20 protein-coding genes and 1 tRNA gene are annotated in these 16652 nt (G+C 73.7%); 11 read left to right on the forward strand and 10 right to left on the reverse strand.

What is annotated here, in order from left to right:
* The 4 genes from L3K22_RS15900 to L3K22_RS15915 form a co-directional block, all read left to right on the forward strand.
* Positions 1-415, forward strand: a 415-nt coding sequence (locus tag L3K22_RS15900) for a hypothetical protein (RefSeq protein ID WP_263312254.1), incomplete at its 5' end; no start/stop codon positions are given.
* Entirely contained in the window at positions 412-789 is a 378-nt protein-coding gene (rsfS, locus tag L3K22_RS15905) for a ribosome silencing factor (RefSeq protein ID WP_263312255.1), read from the forward strand. The genes L3K22_RS15900 and rsfS, both read left to right, overlap by 4 nt.
* Positions 786-1421 (forward strand): histidine phosphatase family protein, encoded by a 636-nt coding sequence (locus tag L3K22_RS15910; protein WP_263312256.1) that lies wholly within the window; start codon positions 786-788, stop codon positions 1419-1421. Before rsfS ends, L3K22_RS15910 begins: the two co-directional genes overlap by 4 nt.
* A gap of 53 nt (positions 1422-1474) precedes the next feature.
* Positions 1475-1547: transfer RNA gene (locus L3K22_RS15915), tRNA-Ala, on the forward strand.
* Between the two features lie 219 nt (positions 1548-1766).
* On the opposite strand, the gene L3K22_RS15920 is transcribed toward L3K22_RS15915, so the two are convergent.
* Genes L3K22_RS15920 through L3K22_RS15945 form a run of 6 tightly spaced genes read right to left on the reverse strand, consistent with a single transcriptional unit; the run spans position 1767 to position 6414 of the window.
* Positions 1767-2381 (reverse strand): endonuclease III domain-containing protein, encoded by a 615-nt coding sequence (locus L3K22_RS15920; protein WP_263312257.1) that lies wholly within the window; start codon positions 2379-2381, stop codon positions 1767-1769.
* Positions 2378-3385: a sulfate/molybdate ABC transporter ATP-binding protein gene (locus L3K22_RS15925; RefSeq protein WP_263312258.1), complete on the reverse strand. Its 1008-nt coding sequence runs from the start codon at positions 3383-3385 to the stop codon at positions 2378-2380. The genes L3K22_RS15920 and L3K22_RS15925 overlap by 4 nt, the downstream gene beginning before the upstream one ends.
* Positions 3382-4152 (reverse strand): ABC transporter permease, encoded by a 771-nt coding sequence (locus L3K22_RS15930; RefSeq protein ID WP_263312259.1) that lies wholly within the window; start codon positions 4150-4152, stop codon positions 3382-3384. The genes L3K22_RS15925 and L3K22_RS15930 overlap by 4 nt, the downstream gene beginning before the upstream one ends.
* On the reverse strand, positions 4149-4919 hold the full coding sequence (gene modA / locus L3K22_RS15935) for a molybdate ABC transporter substrate-binding protein (RefSeq protein ID WP_263312260.1): 771 nt from the start codon (positions 4917-4919) through the stop codon (positions 4149-4151). Before modA ends, L3K22_RS15930 begins: the two co-directional genes overlap by 4 nt.
* Positions 4916-5314, reverse strand: coding sequence for a TOBE domain-containing protein (locus tag L3K22_RS15940; protein WP_263312261.1), 399 nt, complete (start codon positions 5312-5314; stop codon positions 4916-4918). Before L3K22_RS15940 ends, modA begins: the two co-directional genes overlap by 4 nt.
* A gap of 47 nt (positions 5315-5361) precedes the next feature.
* Positions 5362-6414 carry a YeiH family protein gene (locus L3K22_RS15945; RefSeq protein ID WP_308445953.1) on the reverse strand — a complete coding sequence of 351 codons (1053 nt, stop codon included), beginning with the start codon at positions 6412-6414 and terminating at the stop codon, positions 5362-5364.
* A gap of 71 nt (positions 6415-6485) precedes the next feature.
* Between L3K22_RS15945 and L3K22_RS15950 the strand changes: the two genes are divergently transcribed.
* Positions 6486-7394: a LysR substrate-binding domain-containing protein gene (locus tag L3K22_RS15950; RefSeq protein ID WP_263312263.1), complete on the forward strand. Its 909-nt coding sequence runs from the start codon at positions 6486-6488 to the stop codon at positions 7392-7394.
* Positions 7395-7481: 87 nt separating this feature from the next.
* Positions 7482-7826, forward strand: coding sequence for a cupin domain-containing protein (locus tag L3K22_RS15955; protein ID WP_010551781.1), 345 nt, complete (start codon positions 7482-7484; stop codon positions 7824-7826).
* A 76-nt stretch (positions 7827-7902) separates the two neighbouring features.
* On the opposite strand, the gene L3K22_RS15960 is transcribed toward L3K22_RS15955, so the two are convergent.
* A complete protein-coding gene (locus L3K22_RS15960; protein WP_263312264.1) occupies positions 7903-9552 on the reverse strand; it encodes an HNH endonuclease signature motif containing protein in 1650 nt (549 codons plus the stop codon).
* Positions 9553-10074: 522 nt separating this feature from the next.
* Between L3K22_RS15960 and L3K22_RS15965 the strand changes: the two genes are divergently transcribed.
* The 3 genes from L3K22_RS15965 to L3K22_RS15975 are packed head-to-tail and all read left to right on the forward strand — an operon-like array spanning position 10075 to position 12457.
* Positions 10075-11181, forward strand: a complete 1107-nt coding sequence (locus L3K22_RS15965; RefSeq protein WP_263312265.1) for an NYN domain-containing protein — start codon at positions 10075-10077, stop codon at positions 11179-11181.
* 16 nt (positions 11182-11197) lie between these two features.
* The gene (locus tag L3K22_RS15970) at positions 11198-12028 is read left to right on the forward strand and encodes a uroporphyrinogen-III synthase (RefSeq protein ID WP_263312266.1); all 831 of its coding nucleotides are present in this window, start codon (positions 11198-11200) and stop codon (positions 12026-12028) included.
* A gap of 54 nt (positions 12029-12082) precedes the next feature.
* Positions 12083-12457, forward strand: coding sequence for a DoxX family protein (locus L3K22_RS15975; RefSeq protein WP_263312267.1), 375 nt, complete (start codon positions 12083-12085; stop codon positions 12455-12457).
* 4 nt (positions 12458-12461) lie between these two features.
* Here the strand turns inward: L3K22_RS15975 and L3K22_RS15980 are convergent, their stop codons facing one another.
* On the reverse strand, positions 12462-13637 hold the full coding sequence (locus L3K22_RS15980) for a benzoate/H(+) symporter BenE family transporter (RefSeq protein ID WP_263312268.1): 1176 nt from the start codon (positions 13635-13637) through the stop codon (positions 12462-12464).
* Positions 13638-13698: 61 nt separating this feature from the next.
* Between L3K22_RS15980 and L3K22_RS15985 the strand changes: the two genes are divergently transcribed.
* Positions 13699-14661 carry a squalene cyclase gene (locus L3K22_RS15985; protein WP_263312269.1) on the forward strand — a complete coding sequence of 321 codons (963 nt, stop codon included), beginning with the start codon at positions 13699-13701 and terminating at the stop codon, positions 14659-14661.
* 360 nt (positions 14662-15021) lie between these two features.
* A complete protein-coding gene (locus tag L3K22_RS15990) occupies positions 15022-15156 on the forward strand; it encodes a hypothetical protein (RefSeq protein WP_263312270.1) in 135 nt (44 codons plus the stop codon).
* 3 nt (positions 15157-15159) lie between these two features.
* Here L3K22_RS15990 and L3K22_RS15995 read toward each other — a convergent pair whose 3' ends face one another.
* Together L3K22_RS15995 and L3K22_RS16000 are read right to left on the reverse strand one after the other, a co-directional pair.
* Positions 15160-16302 carry a hypothetical protein gene (locus L3K22_RS15995; protein WP_263312271.1) on the reverse strand — a complete coding sequence of 381 codons (1143 nt, stop codon included), beginning with the start codon at positions 16300-16302 and terminating at the stop codon, positions 15160-15162.
* Between the two features lie 57 nt (positions 16303-16359).
* Positions 16360-16652: HRDC domain-containing protein (locus L3K22_RS16000; protein WP_263312272.1), on the reverse strand; the 293-nt coding region annotated here is incomplete at its 5' end.

The raw sequence follows: 16652 nt of genomic DNA on the forward strand, positions 1-16652 counted from the left end.
CCCGCCCGACGCCGACGCGCCCGTGCCCGCCCTGCGCAAGTTCGGCCGCCGCGCCCGCATCATCGAGCTCAGCGACCAGCCCGCCCCGGAGCCCGCCGGCGCCCCCGCGCCCCGCGCCGCGGAGGCGGAGATCGTCCGCGACAGCGACGGCGTCGAGCTCGGCGAGCTCTCCGTCACCGACGCACCCGATCCGCGCCCCGCACCGCGCTTCGACGGCAAGGTGCTCCACCGCCCCGAGAGCGCGGGCGGTCGCCGCCTGCTGTGGCTGGTGTGGGTGCTGATCGCCCTGGCGCTGATCGCGCTGGTCGCCCTGCTGCTGACCGGCGTGCTCTCGCCCTCGGAGGCCTCGGCCTCCGCCACCGCCCTGCTCGACACCACTCCCGCCCACCTCGTCCTGGAGGACCCCGCAGCGTGACCGCTCCCGAAGAATCCCTCGACCTCGCCCGTGTGGCCGGCCAGGCCGCCGCCGACAAGCTCGCCGAGGAGGTCATCGGCCTGGACGTCTCGGAGCTGGTGGTCATCACCGACGTCTTCCTGGTGTGCAGCGGGGACTCCGAGCGCCAGGTCTCCGCGATCGTCGACGGCGTGGAGGAGGCGCTGCTGACCGAGCGGCGCCGCAAGCCGCTGCGCCGCGAGGGCGAGCGCGACGCGCGCTGGGTGCTGCTGGACTACGGCGACATCGTCGTGCACGTCCAGCACGCCGAGGACCGCGCCTTCTACGCCCTCGAGCGGCTGTGGCGCGATGCCCCCGTGCTCGACCTCCGGATCGACGAGGGCCGCGCCGAGTGAGGCCGGCCCATCGCCCCCGGCTCGTCCTCGTGCGTCACGGCCAGACCGATCACAACCGGGAGGGCCGCCTGCAGGGACAGGTCGACATCCCCCTGAACGAGAACGGTCGGCGCCAGGCCGAGTCGCTCGCCCGCACCGTCGCCGCCTCCCCGCCCGACGTCATCGTCTCCTCGCCGCTGTCGCGCGCCCGCGACACCGCCGCGGCGATCGCGCGCGCCTGCGGGCTCCAGGCCTCCACCGACGAGGCCTTCCTCGAGCGCAGCTTCGGGCAGTGGGAGGGCCTGCGCGGGGAGGACATCCGCAGCCGCTGGCCCTCCGAGCATGCCGACTGGCGCGCCCATCGGTCGATCACGGGCCTCGACATCGAGGACCGTCCCGAGGTGGGCGAGCGCGTCGCCGCCGGCTGCCGCCGCCTGCTGGAGGAGAACCCCGAGAGGACCGTCATGGTCGTCGCCCACGGCGCGGCGATCACGCTCGGGATCACCGCCCTGCTGGGTCTGGACATGCGCGGATTCCGCGGCATCGCCGGGCTCGAGAACTGCCACCGCTCGGTGCTCGAGCCGCTCCATGCGGAGCCGACGGAGGGCCTGATGAGGTTGCTGTCACACAACCTGCCTCCCGATTTCACCTGAGCGGGGACGCGGGGTATTCTCGACGAGTCGCCTGATGGGGCGGCACCCGATACGGGGCTATGGCGCAGTTGGTAGCGCGCTTCCATGGCATGGAAGAGGTCAGGGGTTCGAATCCCCTTAGCTCCACTCGAGAATCTCGTGAGACAGTGACTCGTCAGAAGGGCCCCGGCAGAGCCGGGGCCCTTCTGCTGTGTGCCGGGAGGCTCAGCGCACCGGCTGGCGCAGGATCGCGCGCAGGCGCTCGGGGGCGGCGCGATGCATGCGCTCGAGCACGGGCCCTCCTGGTCGTGGGGACCGCGGGCAAGCAGCGCGTCGGAGATCTGCGCACCCAGGATCTGGACGCGTTCAATCTCGTGGTGCGGGAGCTGCTTCACGCGCTCTGAGCTTCCCCTCCTCGACGATCAGGCCGTGCAGCTCCGCCAGCTCCGGCACGGTGAAGGCCGCCTCCTCGAGCGCCGGGACGAGCGCACGGGCGAAGGCCCGGTAGGTGCCCGGGACCTCGGCGCCGCGCTCGCGCAGGGCCCGACGCGCGTACTCGTCGCAGAGGAAGGCGGGCCGGGAGAAGCAGTACAGCGAGATCGCATCGGCCGTCTCCTCACCGACGCCCTCGACGGAGAGGAGCTCGCGGCGGAGGGCGATGTCGTCCAGCCCGTCGGCGCCCTCGGCGCGGTCTGCCCACCAGGTGGCGAGCGCGATCACACGGCGGGGCTTCGTGCGCGGGAAGCCGGCCGGGCGGACGAGCTCCCGCACGCGCTCCTCGTCGGCCGACGCGAGCGCGGCCGGTTCCCGCAGCCCGGCGGCGGTAAGCGCGTCGAGGGCCTGCGCCGCCTGGTCCCAGCGGGAGCGCTGGACCAGCACCGCACCGAGAGCGATCTCGAAGGGCTCCTCGCCGGGCCACCACCAGCCCTGCGGGCCGTGGCGGGCGAGCAGCTCGCGGTGCAGGGCGCGCAGGTCGATCATGCGAGGTAGGTTGTCACGTCCTCAGGGGCGACCGCGAGATGCACCGCCGTGCCGGGGGCGAGATGCCGGGCGGCGGCGTCCAGCGGGGAAAGGTCCGCGGCGAGATCCACGGTGCGCACCCTGACCAGGTCGCCGTGCGGGGTCAGAGAGCGGACGGTGCGGGGGAGCCCCTGCTCGGCGAGGCGCACCGCGGCGGGGCGGAAGGCGGCGAGCACCGCGGTGCCGGGGCTGAGCGGGCTCTCCGCCGAGAGGCGGCCGCCGCCCTCGACCTCGATCCGGTGCCCGTCCCATCGGCCCGCGACGAGGTTCAGCCCCGCCAGACGCGCCGCGAAGGCCGAGCGCGGCCGGGCGAGGACCTCGGTCGTCGGCCCCGCGTCGACCTCCCGGCCCTGCTCGAGCACCACGACGCGATCAGCGAGCGAGAGCGCGTCGAGCACGTCGTGGGTGACGACGATCGCGGTGCGCTCGGCGAGGAAGCCGCGCAGCTGCTCGCGCAGCGCGGGCGCGACGTCGACGTCCAGTGCCGCCATCGGCTCGTCCAGCAGCAAAAGCCGGGGATCCGCCGCGAGCGCCCGGGCGATCGCGACCCTCTGAGCCTGACCGCCGGAGAGCTGGGCGGGGCGGCGGGCGGCGAGTTCGGCGAGACCCATCTGCTCGAGATGCACCTCGGCCCGTCGACGCGCCTCCCGGCGCGGGACGCCCTGGGCCCGCAGCGGGAACATCACGTTGCCGAGCACGGTGAGGTGCGGGAAGAGCACCGGGTCCTGGCTCAGGGTGGTGACGCGGCGGTCGTGCGGCGGCACCCAGGTCCGGTCGTCGGCCAGGATCCGGCCGTCGAGGGAGACCGAGCCGGAGCTGGGGCGCAGGTCCCCGGAGATCAGCGACAGCGCGGTCGACTTCCCGGCGCCGTTCGGGCCGACGACGGCGAGGGTCTCGCCGTCTCCGACCTCGAGGTCGAGCTCGACGTCGCGCTCGGCGACGGCGGCGCGCAGCACCAGGCTCATGCGCTCCGCCTCCGGTGCGCCAGGGCGATCACCGCGATCGCGACGAGCATCAGCACGAAGGAGAGCGCCACCGCGGCCTCCGGATCGCTCTCGCGCTGCAGGTAGATCTCCAGCGGCAGGGTGCGGGTGGTGCCCTGCAGGGAGCCGGCGAAGGTGATCGTCGCGCCGAACTCGCCGAGCGCACGGGCGAAGGAGAGCACGGTGCCGGAGAGCAGGGCGGGCAGCACCAGCGGCAGCGTGACGTGGGTGAGGACGCGGGAGGGGCGCGCCCCGAGGGAGGCGGCGGCCCGCTCGTAGCGGGTGCCGGCCGTGCGCAGCGCCCCCTCCAGGCTGAGCACCAGGAAGGGCAGGGCCACGAAGGTCTGCGCGAGCACCACCGCGGTGGTCGAGAAGGCGATCTGCACCCCGAGCAGCTCCAGATGCTGACCCAGCAGGCCCTGCCGCCCGAAGGTGTACAGCAGCGCGATGCCCCCGACCACCGGCGGCAGCACCAGCGGGATCAGCACCAGGGAGCGGAGCAGCGACATGCCGCGGCCGTCCGTGCGGGCGAGCAGCAGCGCCATCGGCACGCCGAGCAGCACGCAGGCCGTGGCGCTGGTCAGCGAGGTCTGCAGGCTCAGCCGCAGCGCCGCGAGCGAGGACTCCGAGGTGATCAGGGCCCAGAAGTCGCTCCACTCGACCCGGAGCGCCATCGCCGCGAGCGGCAGGACGACCAGCAGCGCGCCGAGCCCGGCCGGCAGCAGGATCCAGCGGGGGAGGGTCCTCATGCGCCGCCGAAGCCGTATCCGGCGAGGACCTTCTGGCCCTCCTCGCCGGTGACGAGGTCGACGAACTCCTGGCCCAGCTGCGGGTTCGCCGAGCCGTCGACGGTCGTGATGGGGTAGGTGTTCACGGCCTGCTGCGCCTCGGGGAAGTCGATCCCCTCGACGGCGTCGCCGGCCTTCTCCACATCGGTGACGTAGACCAGGCCCGCATCGGCCTCGCCGCTGGTGACCTTGTTCAGCACGTCCGTGACGGACTGCTCCTCGCTCACGGGGGCGAATTCGAGTCCCGCCGCCTCCTCCACCGTCTCGGTCGCCGCGCCGCACGGCACCTCCGGCGCGCAGACGACGAGGTTCAGGTCGCCGGTGAGGGAGGCGAGGTCCGTGACGCCCGCGGGGTTCCCGGCCGGCACTGCGATCCTCAGCGTGTTCGTGGTGAAGTCGACGGGATCCGCCTCCTCGAGGCCGGCGTCGGTGAGCTTGTCCATGTTCTTCGTGTCCGCGGAGGCGAAGACGTCGGCCGGGGCGCCCTGCTGGATCTGCTCGACCAGCGTGGAGGAGCCGGCGAAGCTGAACTCGACCGTGACGTCCTCGTGCTCGGACTCGAACTGCTCGCCGAGCTCCTCGAAGGGCTCCTGCAGGGAGGCGGCGGCGAAGACGTGGAGGGTGGCCGGTGCGGCGGCCGGGTCCTCGGCGGAGCCGCCGGAGCCGCAGGCGGCGGCGGTCAGCGCGATCGCCGCGGCGGCGGCCGCGGAGCGGAGCAGGGTCTTCATGACGGCTCCGCCTCGATCACGACCTGCGTGGCCTTCACGACGGCGCTGGCGACCCTGCCGGCCTCCAGCCCGAGCTCCCGGGCGGCCTCGCTGCTCATCAGCGAGACGACGCGGAATGGACCGCACTGCAGCTCGACCTGCGCCATCACGGTGTCCATCACGATGTGGGTGACCAGGCCCGTGAAGCGGTTCCGGGCGGAGGAGGCGGTCGCGCCGTGCAGCTCGGGCGTCACCGCCAGCTCCCGGGCGAGACGCGCGACCTCGACCCCCTCGAGCACCTTCCGGCCGCTCGTGTCGTGGGACGCCTCGAGGGTCCCCTTCTCGATCCACCGTCGCACGGTGTCCTCGCTCACCCCGAGGAAGGTGGCGGCATCGCGTACCCGCATCTGCGTCATGAGGACCACCATAGCGGCGCAGATGCGGGTGCATGGGACGGAGGTCCTCAGGCGGCGAGCAGCACTCCGCCGAGCGCGACCGAGGCGACGAGCACGGTCGAGAGAGCGGCGAGGAGGAAGGGGCGCGGTCCCACCTGCTTCAGCAGCGAGATCCTCACCCCGGTGCCGAGCGCGAACATCGCCGCGGCGAGCAGGAGGGTCTGCAGCAGCGACCCCGCCTCGAGCACCGGCTCCGGGAGCGGCACGAAGGAGCGCACGAGCACCATGACGAGGAAGCCGACCACGAACAGCTGCACCAGCGGCGGCTGCTTCCCGTCCTTCGCGCCGTGCCGGCGCTGCTGCATCGACATCACCGCCATCACCGGTGCGAGCATCAGCACGCGGGCGAGCTTCACGATCACGGCGACGGTGAGCGCCGCGCCCCCGCCGATCGCGCCGCCCGCGGCGACGACCTGGGCGACCTCGTGGATCGACGCGCCCGCCCAGAGGCCGGCGGTCTCGCCGTCCAGGCCCATCAGCGCGGCGGCCGCAGGCACCAGCGCGATCATCAGGGACCCGCAGAGCACCACCAGCGCCACGGCCGTGATGGTGTCCTCCTCGTGCTCGTCGTCCGGATCCGTGACGCCCGCGGCTGCTGCGACGGCCGCCGCGCCGCAGATCGAGAACCCGCAGGCGATCAGCAGGGTGAGGTGACGGCCGACGCCGACGAGCCGGCCCAGCAGCACGGTCCCGAGGATCCCGACCCCCACCACCACGACCACGACCAGCAGCATCCCGATGCCGAGGGAGGCCAGGTCGCCGAGCGCGACCTGCAGTCCCAGCAGTACGATCCCGGCGCGCAGCAGCTTCTTCGAGGCGATCGCGAGACCGGGCGCCGCGGCCCGGGGGAGCGGGACGACGTTCGCGAGCACCACGCCGACGACGATCGCGAGGACCAGGGCGCTGATCCCCGGCAGCAGCGGTGCGACGAGCATCGAGACGACCGCGACGCCGAGGGCGAGCGCGAGACCCGGCAGGACCGAGTGCGCCGGGGACGCCGAGGGCGCCGAGGCCGGGGAGACGGTGCCGGAGGAGAGGGTGCGTGAGGGGGCGGAGGGCATGACGTCCACGGTTCCATCGCCTCTGACCTGCCGGTAGTCGGCAGTTCACCAGCAGGGCATATAGTTCTGATATGCCATCCTCGTTGCCGAACCTGCCGGCCCTCGCCCTGTTCGTGGCCGTGGTGGACGAGGGCGGGCTCGGCGCCGGCGCCCGGCGCGCCGGGATCCAACAGCCCAATGCGAGCCGGATGATCGCCCAGCTCGAGGCGCAGGCGGGCACCGCCCTGCTCGAGCGCGACCCGCGAGGCTCCCGTCCCACCTCCGCCGGGCTGCTGTACGCGGCACAGGCACGACAGCTGCTCGAGGCGGCCGAGCAGTTCTCCGACTGGCTGCGCCACAGCCGCGAGGAGGGCGTGCACGAGCTGCGCGTGGGGGTGTCGATGACGATCGCGGAGCACCTGATGCCCGCCTGGCTGGCCGAGCTGCGCCGCCGCAGCCCGCGCACCCGGGTCGACCTCGAGGTGCTCAACTCCACCCAGGTCCTCGCCGGGGTGCACGACGGGCACCTGCGGCTCGGCTTCGTCGAGACGCCCCGCCTCCCGCGGGACGTGCACACGCTGACACTGCGTGAGGACGAGCTCGTGGTGGTCGTCGCCCCGGAGCATCCCTGGGCGCTGCGCGAGGGGCCGCTCGAGCTCGACGAGCTCGCCTCGACCCCGCTCGTGGTGCGCGAGGGAGGGTCCGGTACGCGTGACGCCTTCGAGGAGCTCGTCCCCGCGGCGGGCGGGACCCCGCCCGTCCAGGAGCTCGGCAGCAACGCCGCCGTCCGCATCGCCGTCGCCTCGGGCGCAGGGCCCGCGGTGCTCAGCATGCTCGCCGTCCGCTCCGGGCTCGAGAGCGGGCAGCTGCTGCGGGTGCCGCTGGCGGGCTCCCCTCTGCGCCGCCCGCTGACCGCGGTGTGGAGCGGGCCCCGCCGGCTCAGCGGCCCGGCGGCGGATCTCGTCGCCGTCGCGACAGCATCCACGCGGCCGCTCCGGTGATCGCGCCGAGCAGCGCGCCCGTCGCCGGACCCGAGGGCGCGGCCAGGGTACGTTCGGAGGCGACATCGAGAGCAGGGAGGGTGCGACATGCCGATCCTCACCAACACCGCGGAGCAGCCCGAGCAGCCGCGCCGGGGCGCCGTCTGGTCCATCGCGGTGCCCGAGCGCGAGCTGGACTCCAACCTGATCCGACTGCCCGCCGGGGAGGAGATCCCCGCCCACATCGGCGCCGAGGTGGACACGCTCGTGCACGTGGTGCGCGGCGAGGGCGTGCTCACGACGGAGGACGGCGAGGAGCCGCTGCGTGCCGGGGACGTCGCGCTGCTGCCCCGCCGCACGGTGCGCGGGTTCCGGGCGGGGGAGGACGGACTGGAGTACCTCACCGTGCACCGGCGCCGCCGGTCGCTGACGATCCAGGGGCCGCGAGACTGAGCGCGATGCAGCGGACACCCGCGTCCGGACGTGTCGCCGCAGTGGCGCGCGGCGCTGTTCGACGTGAAGGAGCAGATCAGAAGGGTGGCGGATGCTCGTAGGGAGAACTGCCGGGCTCCTCATCTCGCGCAGCCGGCTCGCCCAGGGCGGGAGGCCCCTTCGGGATGGGCGATCTCGGCGGAGGTGGCGGCGGAGAAGGTGGTGTCTGAGCCGGCGGCGGCGACGGCCGCGTTCGTCGTTCGACGAAGGCCCGCCAGGCGCGGTCGAGGTCCTCGACGGCGAGTCGTGTGCCGAGGTCGATGTCGTCGGCCGTGATGACCTGCTCGCCGCGGGTGCCGATCCGCCAGCGGGTGCGTCCCGGGCCGCGTCCCTCACCGTGCTCCGGCCCGCTGGCCGGGCCGGGGAGCCTGGTCGGGTCGAGATCGCCGGCGGTCTTCGCCTGATGGTGCTGCCAGCACAGCAGGTGGAGGTTCTCGAGCTCGGTGCGACCACCTCGGGTGGGGTCGGCGTGGACGAACTCCTCGATGTGGTCGGCCTCGGAGGCCCAGGAGACCGGCCGCGTGCAGCCGGGGACCGCACAGGTCGAGCTGCGCAGGCGGAGATGCTCGAGCATGGCCTGCGTCGGCGGATAGCGGTCCGGGGGCAGCGGCAGGAACGCTCCCGTGCACGCATCGGTGAGGATCCGGTACCAGACGCTCTCGCCGCCGGCGATCTCCCGCGCGACCGCGGGAGGGAGCGGGATCGTGCCCTCGAGCATGCCGGGGGCGTCGGAGAGGCCCAGCAGGGTGAACACCGGCACGGTGACGTTCAGGCGGAAGCGCGGCGCGGGCACGCGCACGCCGTCGGTGTCGAACTCGGCGTTCAGCATCAGGTCGTAGCGGAGCCGGTCGAGCGGCACGGGGCGCCGGGTCGCGCTTGCGATGCCGTCGAGGTCATAGGGGATCTCGGTCCCCTCCCGCAGGGCGCTGCGCTGGGCGGCCTGGATCGCATGCGCGGTCTCGTCCAGACGCTTCCAGAACGCGAGGACCTCGGGGATCGGCCCGCGCAGCGACGCCGCTCCGGTCCCGGCGCGCCCGTCAGGGGCGAGCTCGACCTCGCGCGGCAGAGCCTCCTCCGGAGCTGACGGGTCCTGCTCGCGCTCGGCGAGCAGCCTCACCAGGGCGCGCAGCAGGGTGAGGAAGCGCTCGACGGGGATGTCGGCGGGCCAGGCGGTGAGCGCCGCATCCAGCAGCCTCCGGGACTCATCGCCGAGATCCTCCGACTCGCGCAGCACCTTCTGGAACCACCAGCTGGGCAGCGCACCCGCCTCCAGGCGTGCGAGCGTGCGCGGCGGCTGGTCCACCGCGCGGTGCGCCGCCAGGAGCTCCCGGTGCGCGACGCCGTGCGTCACCCGCAGCGCCATCGCGGCGCGGAGGGTGTCCACGTCGTCCCCGCAGTCCCCGCCCTCGGACTCGATCAGCGCGGCGAGGGCGCGGAGGCGCGCGGCCAGAGCGCGGGCGCTCGCCGTCTCGGCGTCCCAGACCCGCTGGGCCGCCTCGCCGAGCAGCGTGTCCTCCTCGCAGCCGGAGCGTGCGGGGAAGTCCTCCCGCGTGCGCGCCGCGCGAGCCCGGACGACGCGCAGGCGGGAGGGGAGGGAGTCGAGGAAGGCGAGGGCAGCAGGGTCGAGGGCTGTGCCGTCGATGTCGTCGTCGCCGGCGCTCGCCGGTGTGCTCGTCGCGCTGCTCATGTCCCCACCTCCTCCGACGGCCTGGAATATCTCGAGAATACGGCGTCGGTGTGACAGAAGAAAGGTGTGTGGATGAGTTTCGGATGTTTCCCGGGGGTATCCACAGAATGGTGTGTGCGGGGTGTGGACAAGTGAGATGTGGGGAGGGGAGGTCGCGCGCGGGGAGGGGGGTCGGGGGCGTCATCCACATTCTGAGCTGGGAGTGCGTCGTCCGTCGGGGGTGGGGTGTAGGGCGTGTCGTGTGGGGTGTGGATCGAGTCTTCTTGTTGTTCCTTCAGTGTGCATTAGGCGGAATCGCTCTCGAGGTCCCATTGTAAAATGCACTCGATCCCTTTCGGGGAATAGTTGTCGAGTGGCGCGGGAAGGTGCCCCGCGATATTGCGCGGCCTCTCGTCGGGTCGCGCGCAACGGCCCCCGCTTGCGCATCTTCCCGCCCTCCGTTCTCGTGTCCTCCCGTCGTCCACCCGCCGCGGCGCACCCCGCAGTTCGCGCGTCCTCCCCGCGACCAGGCAGACTGGGGGCATGGCTGACCCACAGGATCCCCGCGTCGCGGTATATCTCGATTTCGACAACATCGTCATGTCCTGGTACGACCGGGTGCACGGACGGCAGGCGTACAGCCGCGACCGCCACCGCATCGCGGAGGACCCCACCGAGCCCGAGATCGCCGAGCGGCTCGCGAAGGCGACCGTCGACGTCGGCGCCGTGATCGACTTCGCCGCCTCCTTCGGGTCCCTCACCCTCACCCGCGCCTACGCGGACTGGTCCTCGCCGGTCAACGCCGTCTACCGCAGCCAGCTCGTGGCCCGTGCCGTCGACCTCGTCCAGCTGTTCCCCGCCGCGGCCTACGCCAAGAACGGCGCCGACATCCGCCTCGCCGTCGACACCGTCGAAGACCTCTACCTCCTGCCCGACCTCACCCACGTCGTGATCGTCGCCGGGGACTCCGACTACGTCCCCCTCGCCCAGCGCTGCCGCCGCCTCGGCCGCTACGTGATCGCGCTCGGCGTCGCCGGCTCCACCGCGAAGTCCCTCGCCGCCGCCTGCGACGAGTTCGAGTCCTACGAGAACCTCCCCGGCGTCGAGCGGCCCTCCGCTCCCGCACGCTCCCGCTCCCGGCGCCTCGGCGGCGGGGACGAGGAGGGACGCGGGACCTCGCGCTCCCGCAGTCGGCGCGGCCAGGGCGGCGCCGACAGCACGGGCGGCACCGACGGCGCAGAGAGCACCGACAACACCGAGAGCTCCACCAGCACCGAGAGCACCGAGAACAGCGGCGGCTCCGGCTCGCGCCGCGGCGGCCGCGGCCGGCACAGCGGCGTCGACAGCAGCGCGAGCACCGCCTCGCAGGAGATCGAGGACCGCCTCGACGACACGCTCGAGGACGAGGGCGAGGAGGACCCCCGCGAGTCGGCCACCCGCCTGCTCGAGCGCGCCCTCCAGCTCGGTGGCCGCGGCGACAGCGAATGGCTGCACAGCTCGGCCGTGAAGTCCCACATGCGCCGCATGGACCCCTCCTTCAGCGAGAAGGCCCTCGGCTACCGCTCCTTCTCCGAGTTCCTCAAGGCGAACTCCGACATCGCCGTGCTCGAGGAGACCGGGCACGAGCGCCTCGTGCGCGCCAAGGACTGACGGGGGCCGGCGCGCCATGACGACCCTGCTCTCCGACGCCCTGGCCGGACGCACCGTCATCACCGCAGTGGACCGGCGCTCCGAGGAGCTCGCCGCCGCCCTCGAACGGCACGGCGCCCGCGTCGTGCCCGCCGCCGCGATGTCCACGATCCCGCATGTCGACGACGAGACGCTGCTCGAGCGCACCCGAGCTCTGGTCGCCGCGCCGCCGGACGCGACGGTCGTCCTCACCGGCGTCGGGATGCGCGGCTGGCTCGAGGCGGCCGACGCCGCCGGGCTCGGCGAGGACCTCCGCGCCGCCCTCGGCGCCTCCCGCATCCACTCCCGGGGCACCAAGGCCCACGGCGCGGTGCGCGGGGCGGGGCTGGACAGCGTCTTCGTCGCGGCCTCGGAGACCGTGGCAGAGCTCGGCGAGGAGCTGCTGCGCGCGGGGGTGGACGGTCTGCGGATCGCCGTCCAGCACCACGGCTCCGGCGACGACGGGCTCGACGAGCTGCTCACCGCGCACGGCGCCGAGGTGGTCAGCCTGACCGTCTACCGCTGGGGGCCGCCGTCGGATCCCGCCGCGCTCACCCGCGCGGCCCGGCTCGCCGGCGCCGGAGGGGCCGACGCCGTGCTGTTCACCTCCGCGCCCGGTGCGACCGGCTGGCTCGACGCCGCCGCACGGGCCGGGACCCTGGAGGCGGTGCGGGAGCGCGCCCGGGCGGGGGCGCTGGTGCTCGCGAGCGTCGGCCCCGTGACCTCCGCGGCGCTGACCGCCCGTGACCTGCCCGTCCTGGAGGCGGAGCGGGCGCGAATGGGCTCCCTCGTGCGCACCGTCGTGCAGCACTTCGCCGAACTCTCCTGACAGCAGGAGGCGGGGAGAGGAATACTGGGGCGCCCGGGACAAGGAGGTCATCCGATGAACATGTTCCTGTGGATCCTCGCCGTCGCTCTCGCCGCGGTCTTCGTGGCCAGCGGCGCGATGAAGCTCCTCGCACCGCGCGAGCAGCAGCTCGAGAAGACCCCCTACGCCGAGGACTTCCCCCACAGCGTCATCCGGGGGATCGGCGCCCTGGAGATCTTCGGCGCGCTCGGCCTCGTCGTCCCCGCCCTCACCGGCATCGCCACGATCCTGGTGCCGCTGGCGGCCGCGGGCCTCGCGATCACCATGGTCTTCGCCGCGCTCGTGCACGCCCGGCGCGGCGACCCGTTCCGCGCCATGCTCCCCTCGATGCTCCTGGCGCTCGGTTCGGTGGTGGTGGCCTGGTCGCGCTTCGGCCCCTACCCGCTGTGAGTCACTACCCGCTGTGAGCTGAGCCCGTCCGGCGCCTCGCCCGCAGCAGCGCCCGCAGCGCGAGCCCGACCAGCAGCGCCCAGAACGCCGCGCTGATCCCCGCCACCGCGATGCCCGAGGCGGCGATCAGCACCGTCACCCCGGCGGGGAGCTGCTCCTCGGGCTCCGCGAGCGCGGAGCGCAGCGAGGCCACGAAGGTGCCCAGCAGCGCGAGCCCCGCCACCGCCGGGATCACACCCTGCGGGGCGAGCGCGATCAGCTGCGCGAAGGCGGTCGCGCCGAGACCGCACAGCACCAGCATCACGCCCGAGGCGGTCGAGGCGATCCAGCGCCGCTCCCGGTCCTCTCCGGCCTCCGGCCCGGCCGCCAGGGCAGCCGTGATCGCCGCGAGGTTCACGCCGTGCCCGCCGAGCGGCGCGCCGATCATCGTGCCGAGACCGGTGGTCACCATCGACGCCCGCCACGGCACCTCGTATCCGAGGCTCCGCATCACCGCCACGCCCGGCACGTTCTGCGACGCCATCGTCACCAGGTACAGCGGGAGCGCGACCCCCACGACCGCGCCGACGGTCAACGTCGGGACGGTGAGCTCCACCGCCGGGAGCAGCGAGGGAGCGGCCGACGGGGAGGGTGCCGCTGTCAGGGACACGACGATCACGACGCTCGCGGCGAGGAACGCGAGCGGGGAGGCCCAGCGCGGTGAGAGCCGCTGCGCGAGCGCCCACACCACGATCACCGGCGCCACCGCGAGCGGATTCGCGGCCACGCCGAGCACCGGGCCCAGGCACAGCTGGAAGAGCACCCCGGCGAGCATCGACTGCGCGATCGGGGTCGGGATCCGGGCCATCAGGGCGCCGAGCGCGGGCACCAGCCCCGTCAGCACGATCAGCACGCCGACCAGCACGAACGCACCGACCGCGGCGGGCCAGCCGCCGTCCACCGCGCCCGTCGCCGCGAGCAGCGCCGCGCCCGGGGTGGACCAGGCCACCGTGATCGGCAGGCGGGTGCGCAGGGAGAGCAGCATCGAGCACAGCCCCATCAGCACGCTCACCGCGAGCAGTCCGCTCGCCGCCTGCGCGGGCGAGGCGCCGACTCCCTCGAGACCCGCGAGGACGACGACGAAGGAGCTCGTGAACGCGACGAGACCGGAGATGATCCCGGCCGAGACGGGGCGCAGCATGAGCGCAGACCAGGCGGCGGGCGGGGTTGCCCGCGCTGCGGTTCGCGGGGAGGATCCCAGGGTGGCTCCCACCGACGTCGTCTCCTGGCTCCTCGACACCGACCCCGCCCTGCGTTGGCAGGTCGAGCGCGATCTGCTGGACCAGCCGCCCGAGGTGTGGGAGACGACCCGCGCCCGCATCCCCCACGAGGGCTTCGGGGCGCGGCTGCTGGACCACCAGGACCCGGAGACCGGGCTGTGGGCCGGGGGCGCATTCTTCCCCGCCGGGTTCTTCGACGACCCCGAGAACCTCGAGCTGCCCGGCCAGCCCTGGACCGCGACCACCTGGTCCCTCACCACGCTGCGCGAATGGGGCATGGACCCCGCGCCGCTCATCGAGCGCGGCACCGCCGCGAAGCTCGCCGAGCACGCGCACTGGGAGCACGACCCCTCCCTGCCCTACTGGGGCGGCGAGGCGGACTGCTGCATCAACGCGATGACGCTGGCCAACGGGCTCTGGCTCGGCGCCGACGTCTCCGCCCTGCCCCGCTGGTTCCTCGCCCACCGCATGGACGAGGGCGGCTGGAACTGCGAGTGGGAGGACGGCTCGACGCGCGCGAGCTTCCACTCGACCCTGAACGTGCTGCGCGCCCTGCACGTGCACGAGCAGGCCACCGGCGGCTCGCCCGTGCTGCGCGCCGCGAGGGGCGAGGCGGAGGAGTACCTCCTGCAGCGGCGCCTGATGCGCCGGGAGAGCACCGGGGAGATCGTCGGCCCCTGGGTGGAGCACTTCCTGTACCCGCCGCGGCACATCTACTCCGCGCTGCGGGCGCTCGACCACTTCCGCGAGCGGGATCTGCGCGATCCGCGGATGGCCGACGCCGCCCGGTCCGTCCTCGACGCGCAGCAGGAGGACGGCACCTGGCTCCAGCAGCATCGCCTGCCCGGTGCGGTCTGGTTCGAGGTCGACGTCCCGGTGGGGGAGTCCTCCCCGTGGCTGACGCTGCAGGCGCTGCGGGTGCTGCGCTGGTGGGGCGAGGGCTGAGCCGACCGCCCGATCGGGCAGCGTCGCAGATCACAGTTCGATCGCCGTGAGCGCTCTGCGGGCGAACCCGCCGCGGCCGCCCCTGGGGGAGGGGTACTGTGCGGGCCACCCCTGTGCGGGTGCGCTGGATCACATCCCCGCCCGTCCCCTGCACGGCATCACCACCTCTGATGCCGACCGGCCTCCTGGAGGACCGCGCAGGAATGGGGGAGCGGGCGCGCGGAGAGCTGAGGAGGAGGGCCGGGCGAGTTCACCCGACGCTCAGGCCCGCGTCCCGGAGCCGGGGAAAGGACGTGATGCCGGAGGGGTTCCACCTACGGCCTCGGCGGCGCCGAGGACCACCGCCTGCGCGGCGCCCGCGTGTTCCACCTCGATGAGAGCGTCGAGGGGCTCTACGCCGGGACCGAGCTGCGCCACGCGGCGGACTACGGCATCGACCTCACCGCCGGCACCCAGCCGGGCGAGCCGGCGGAGTTCCCGACCGGGGTCAGCTGAGCCTCAGCTCCAGGTGACGGGCAGCTCCGGATCGGCCATGTCGACGTGCGGGATGCCCATGCCGCCGCCCAGCCACATCTCGCACCGGCCCTTCTGGCCGTCCTTGGTGCACTCGATGGTGGTCTCGACCGCACCGACGGAGGTGCCCTCGACGTAGGTCGGCTCGTCGGAGGAGGGAGTCGCCTCCATGGTGTCGATCGTGCGCTGCGTGTCCTCCGAGATGGTGCGCTCCACGGTGTCCTCGACCATGGTCCAGCCGTCATCGCTCGTCGTCGGCACCGGGCTCATCGCGCAGCCGGCCTCGAGGGTGGTCTGCTCGAGGCAGGCCTGCACCGCTTCGTCCACCGCGCCGCGGAAGGCCGTCTGCCCCTCCTCGGTGAGCGTCGCCTCCGGCCACTCGAGGGAGGTGGCCAGCTCGCCGACGAGCAGCGGATCGGTCGAGCTCAGCGCGAAGTGCTCGGCCCCGAGGGCGACCTCGTAGCCGCCGGGCATCAGAGCGATGGGCTCGCCCGCAGTCACCTCGGCGCCGTTGACCGTCAGCCCCAGGCCGTCGAGGCCGTCCGGGACCTGGGCCATCGTGTGGCCGCCGGTCAGCTCCATCACGCCGTCGTCGTCGTAGTCGTGCACGCGATACGTGTCGGAGACGGTCTGGTCGCCGACCGTGAAGGTCACCGGCACCTCGCCCTCCGCGAGGCCGCCGTCGTCGATGACCGGAGCGCCGACCTCGACCCCGGTGATCGGCGCGGCCTCGAGGGCGGCGGTGTACGCCTCGACGGGCAGCGGCGCGGCGCCCATGTCCTCGTTCACCGGGTTCAGCTCCAGGGCGGTCTCCGCGTCACCCGCGGCCAGGGCGTCGAAATAGTCCGCGACCAGCGCGGTGGCCTGCTCCTCCGGGGGGAGGTCCGCCGCGCCGGTCTCCCCGCCGCCGCCCCCGGAGCCGCCGCCGCGCACCGCGAGGACGATGATCAGCGCGATCACGACCACGATCACCAGCAGGCAGCCGCCCCCGGAGAGCACGCCCGCGATGACCAGGTTCTTGCGGGCGGAGGACTGCGAGACGGGCCCCGCCGGCGGCGGGGTGAAGTGATGGGGGCCCTGCGGCCCTCCCTGGGCAGGGCCCTGGGGCGGCGGCGTCGGTGCGGTCATGGCGGTTCCCCCGGAGTCGTTCGTGGACGTGTGTCCACAGGGTAGTCGGGGCGGTGCTCAGCCGGCGTCGGCGCCCGAGAGCGCCTCGAGGACGTCCTCTCCGTACTCGGCGAGCTTCTTCGCGCCCACCCCGCTGACCGTGCCGAGCTGCTGGACGGACTGCGGGGACGTCTCCACGATCCCGACGAGGGTCGCGTCGGAGAAGACCATGTAGGGCGGGATCTGCTTCTCCTTCGCGACCGAGGTGCGCCAGGCGCGCAGCGCCTCGAAGCGCTCCCGCTGGGCGGGTTCGAGGGTCTCGGCGGCGCGGGAGGCGCCGCCGGCGCGTCGGCCGCCGCCGCGCGCACCGC

This window comes from Brachybacterium atlanticum (assembly GCF_025669985.1).
Lineage (GTDB): Bacteria > Actinomycetota > Actinomycetes > Actinomycetales > Dermabacteraceae > Brachybacterium > Brachybacterium conglomeratum.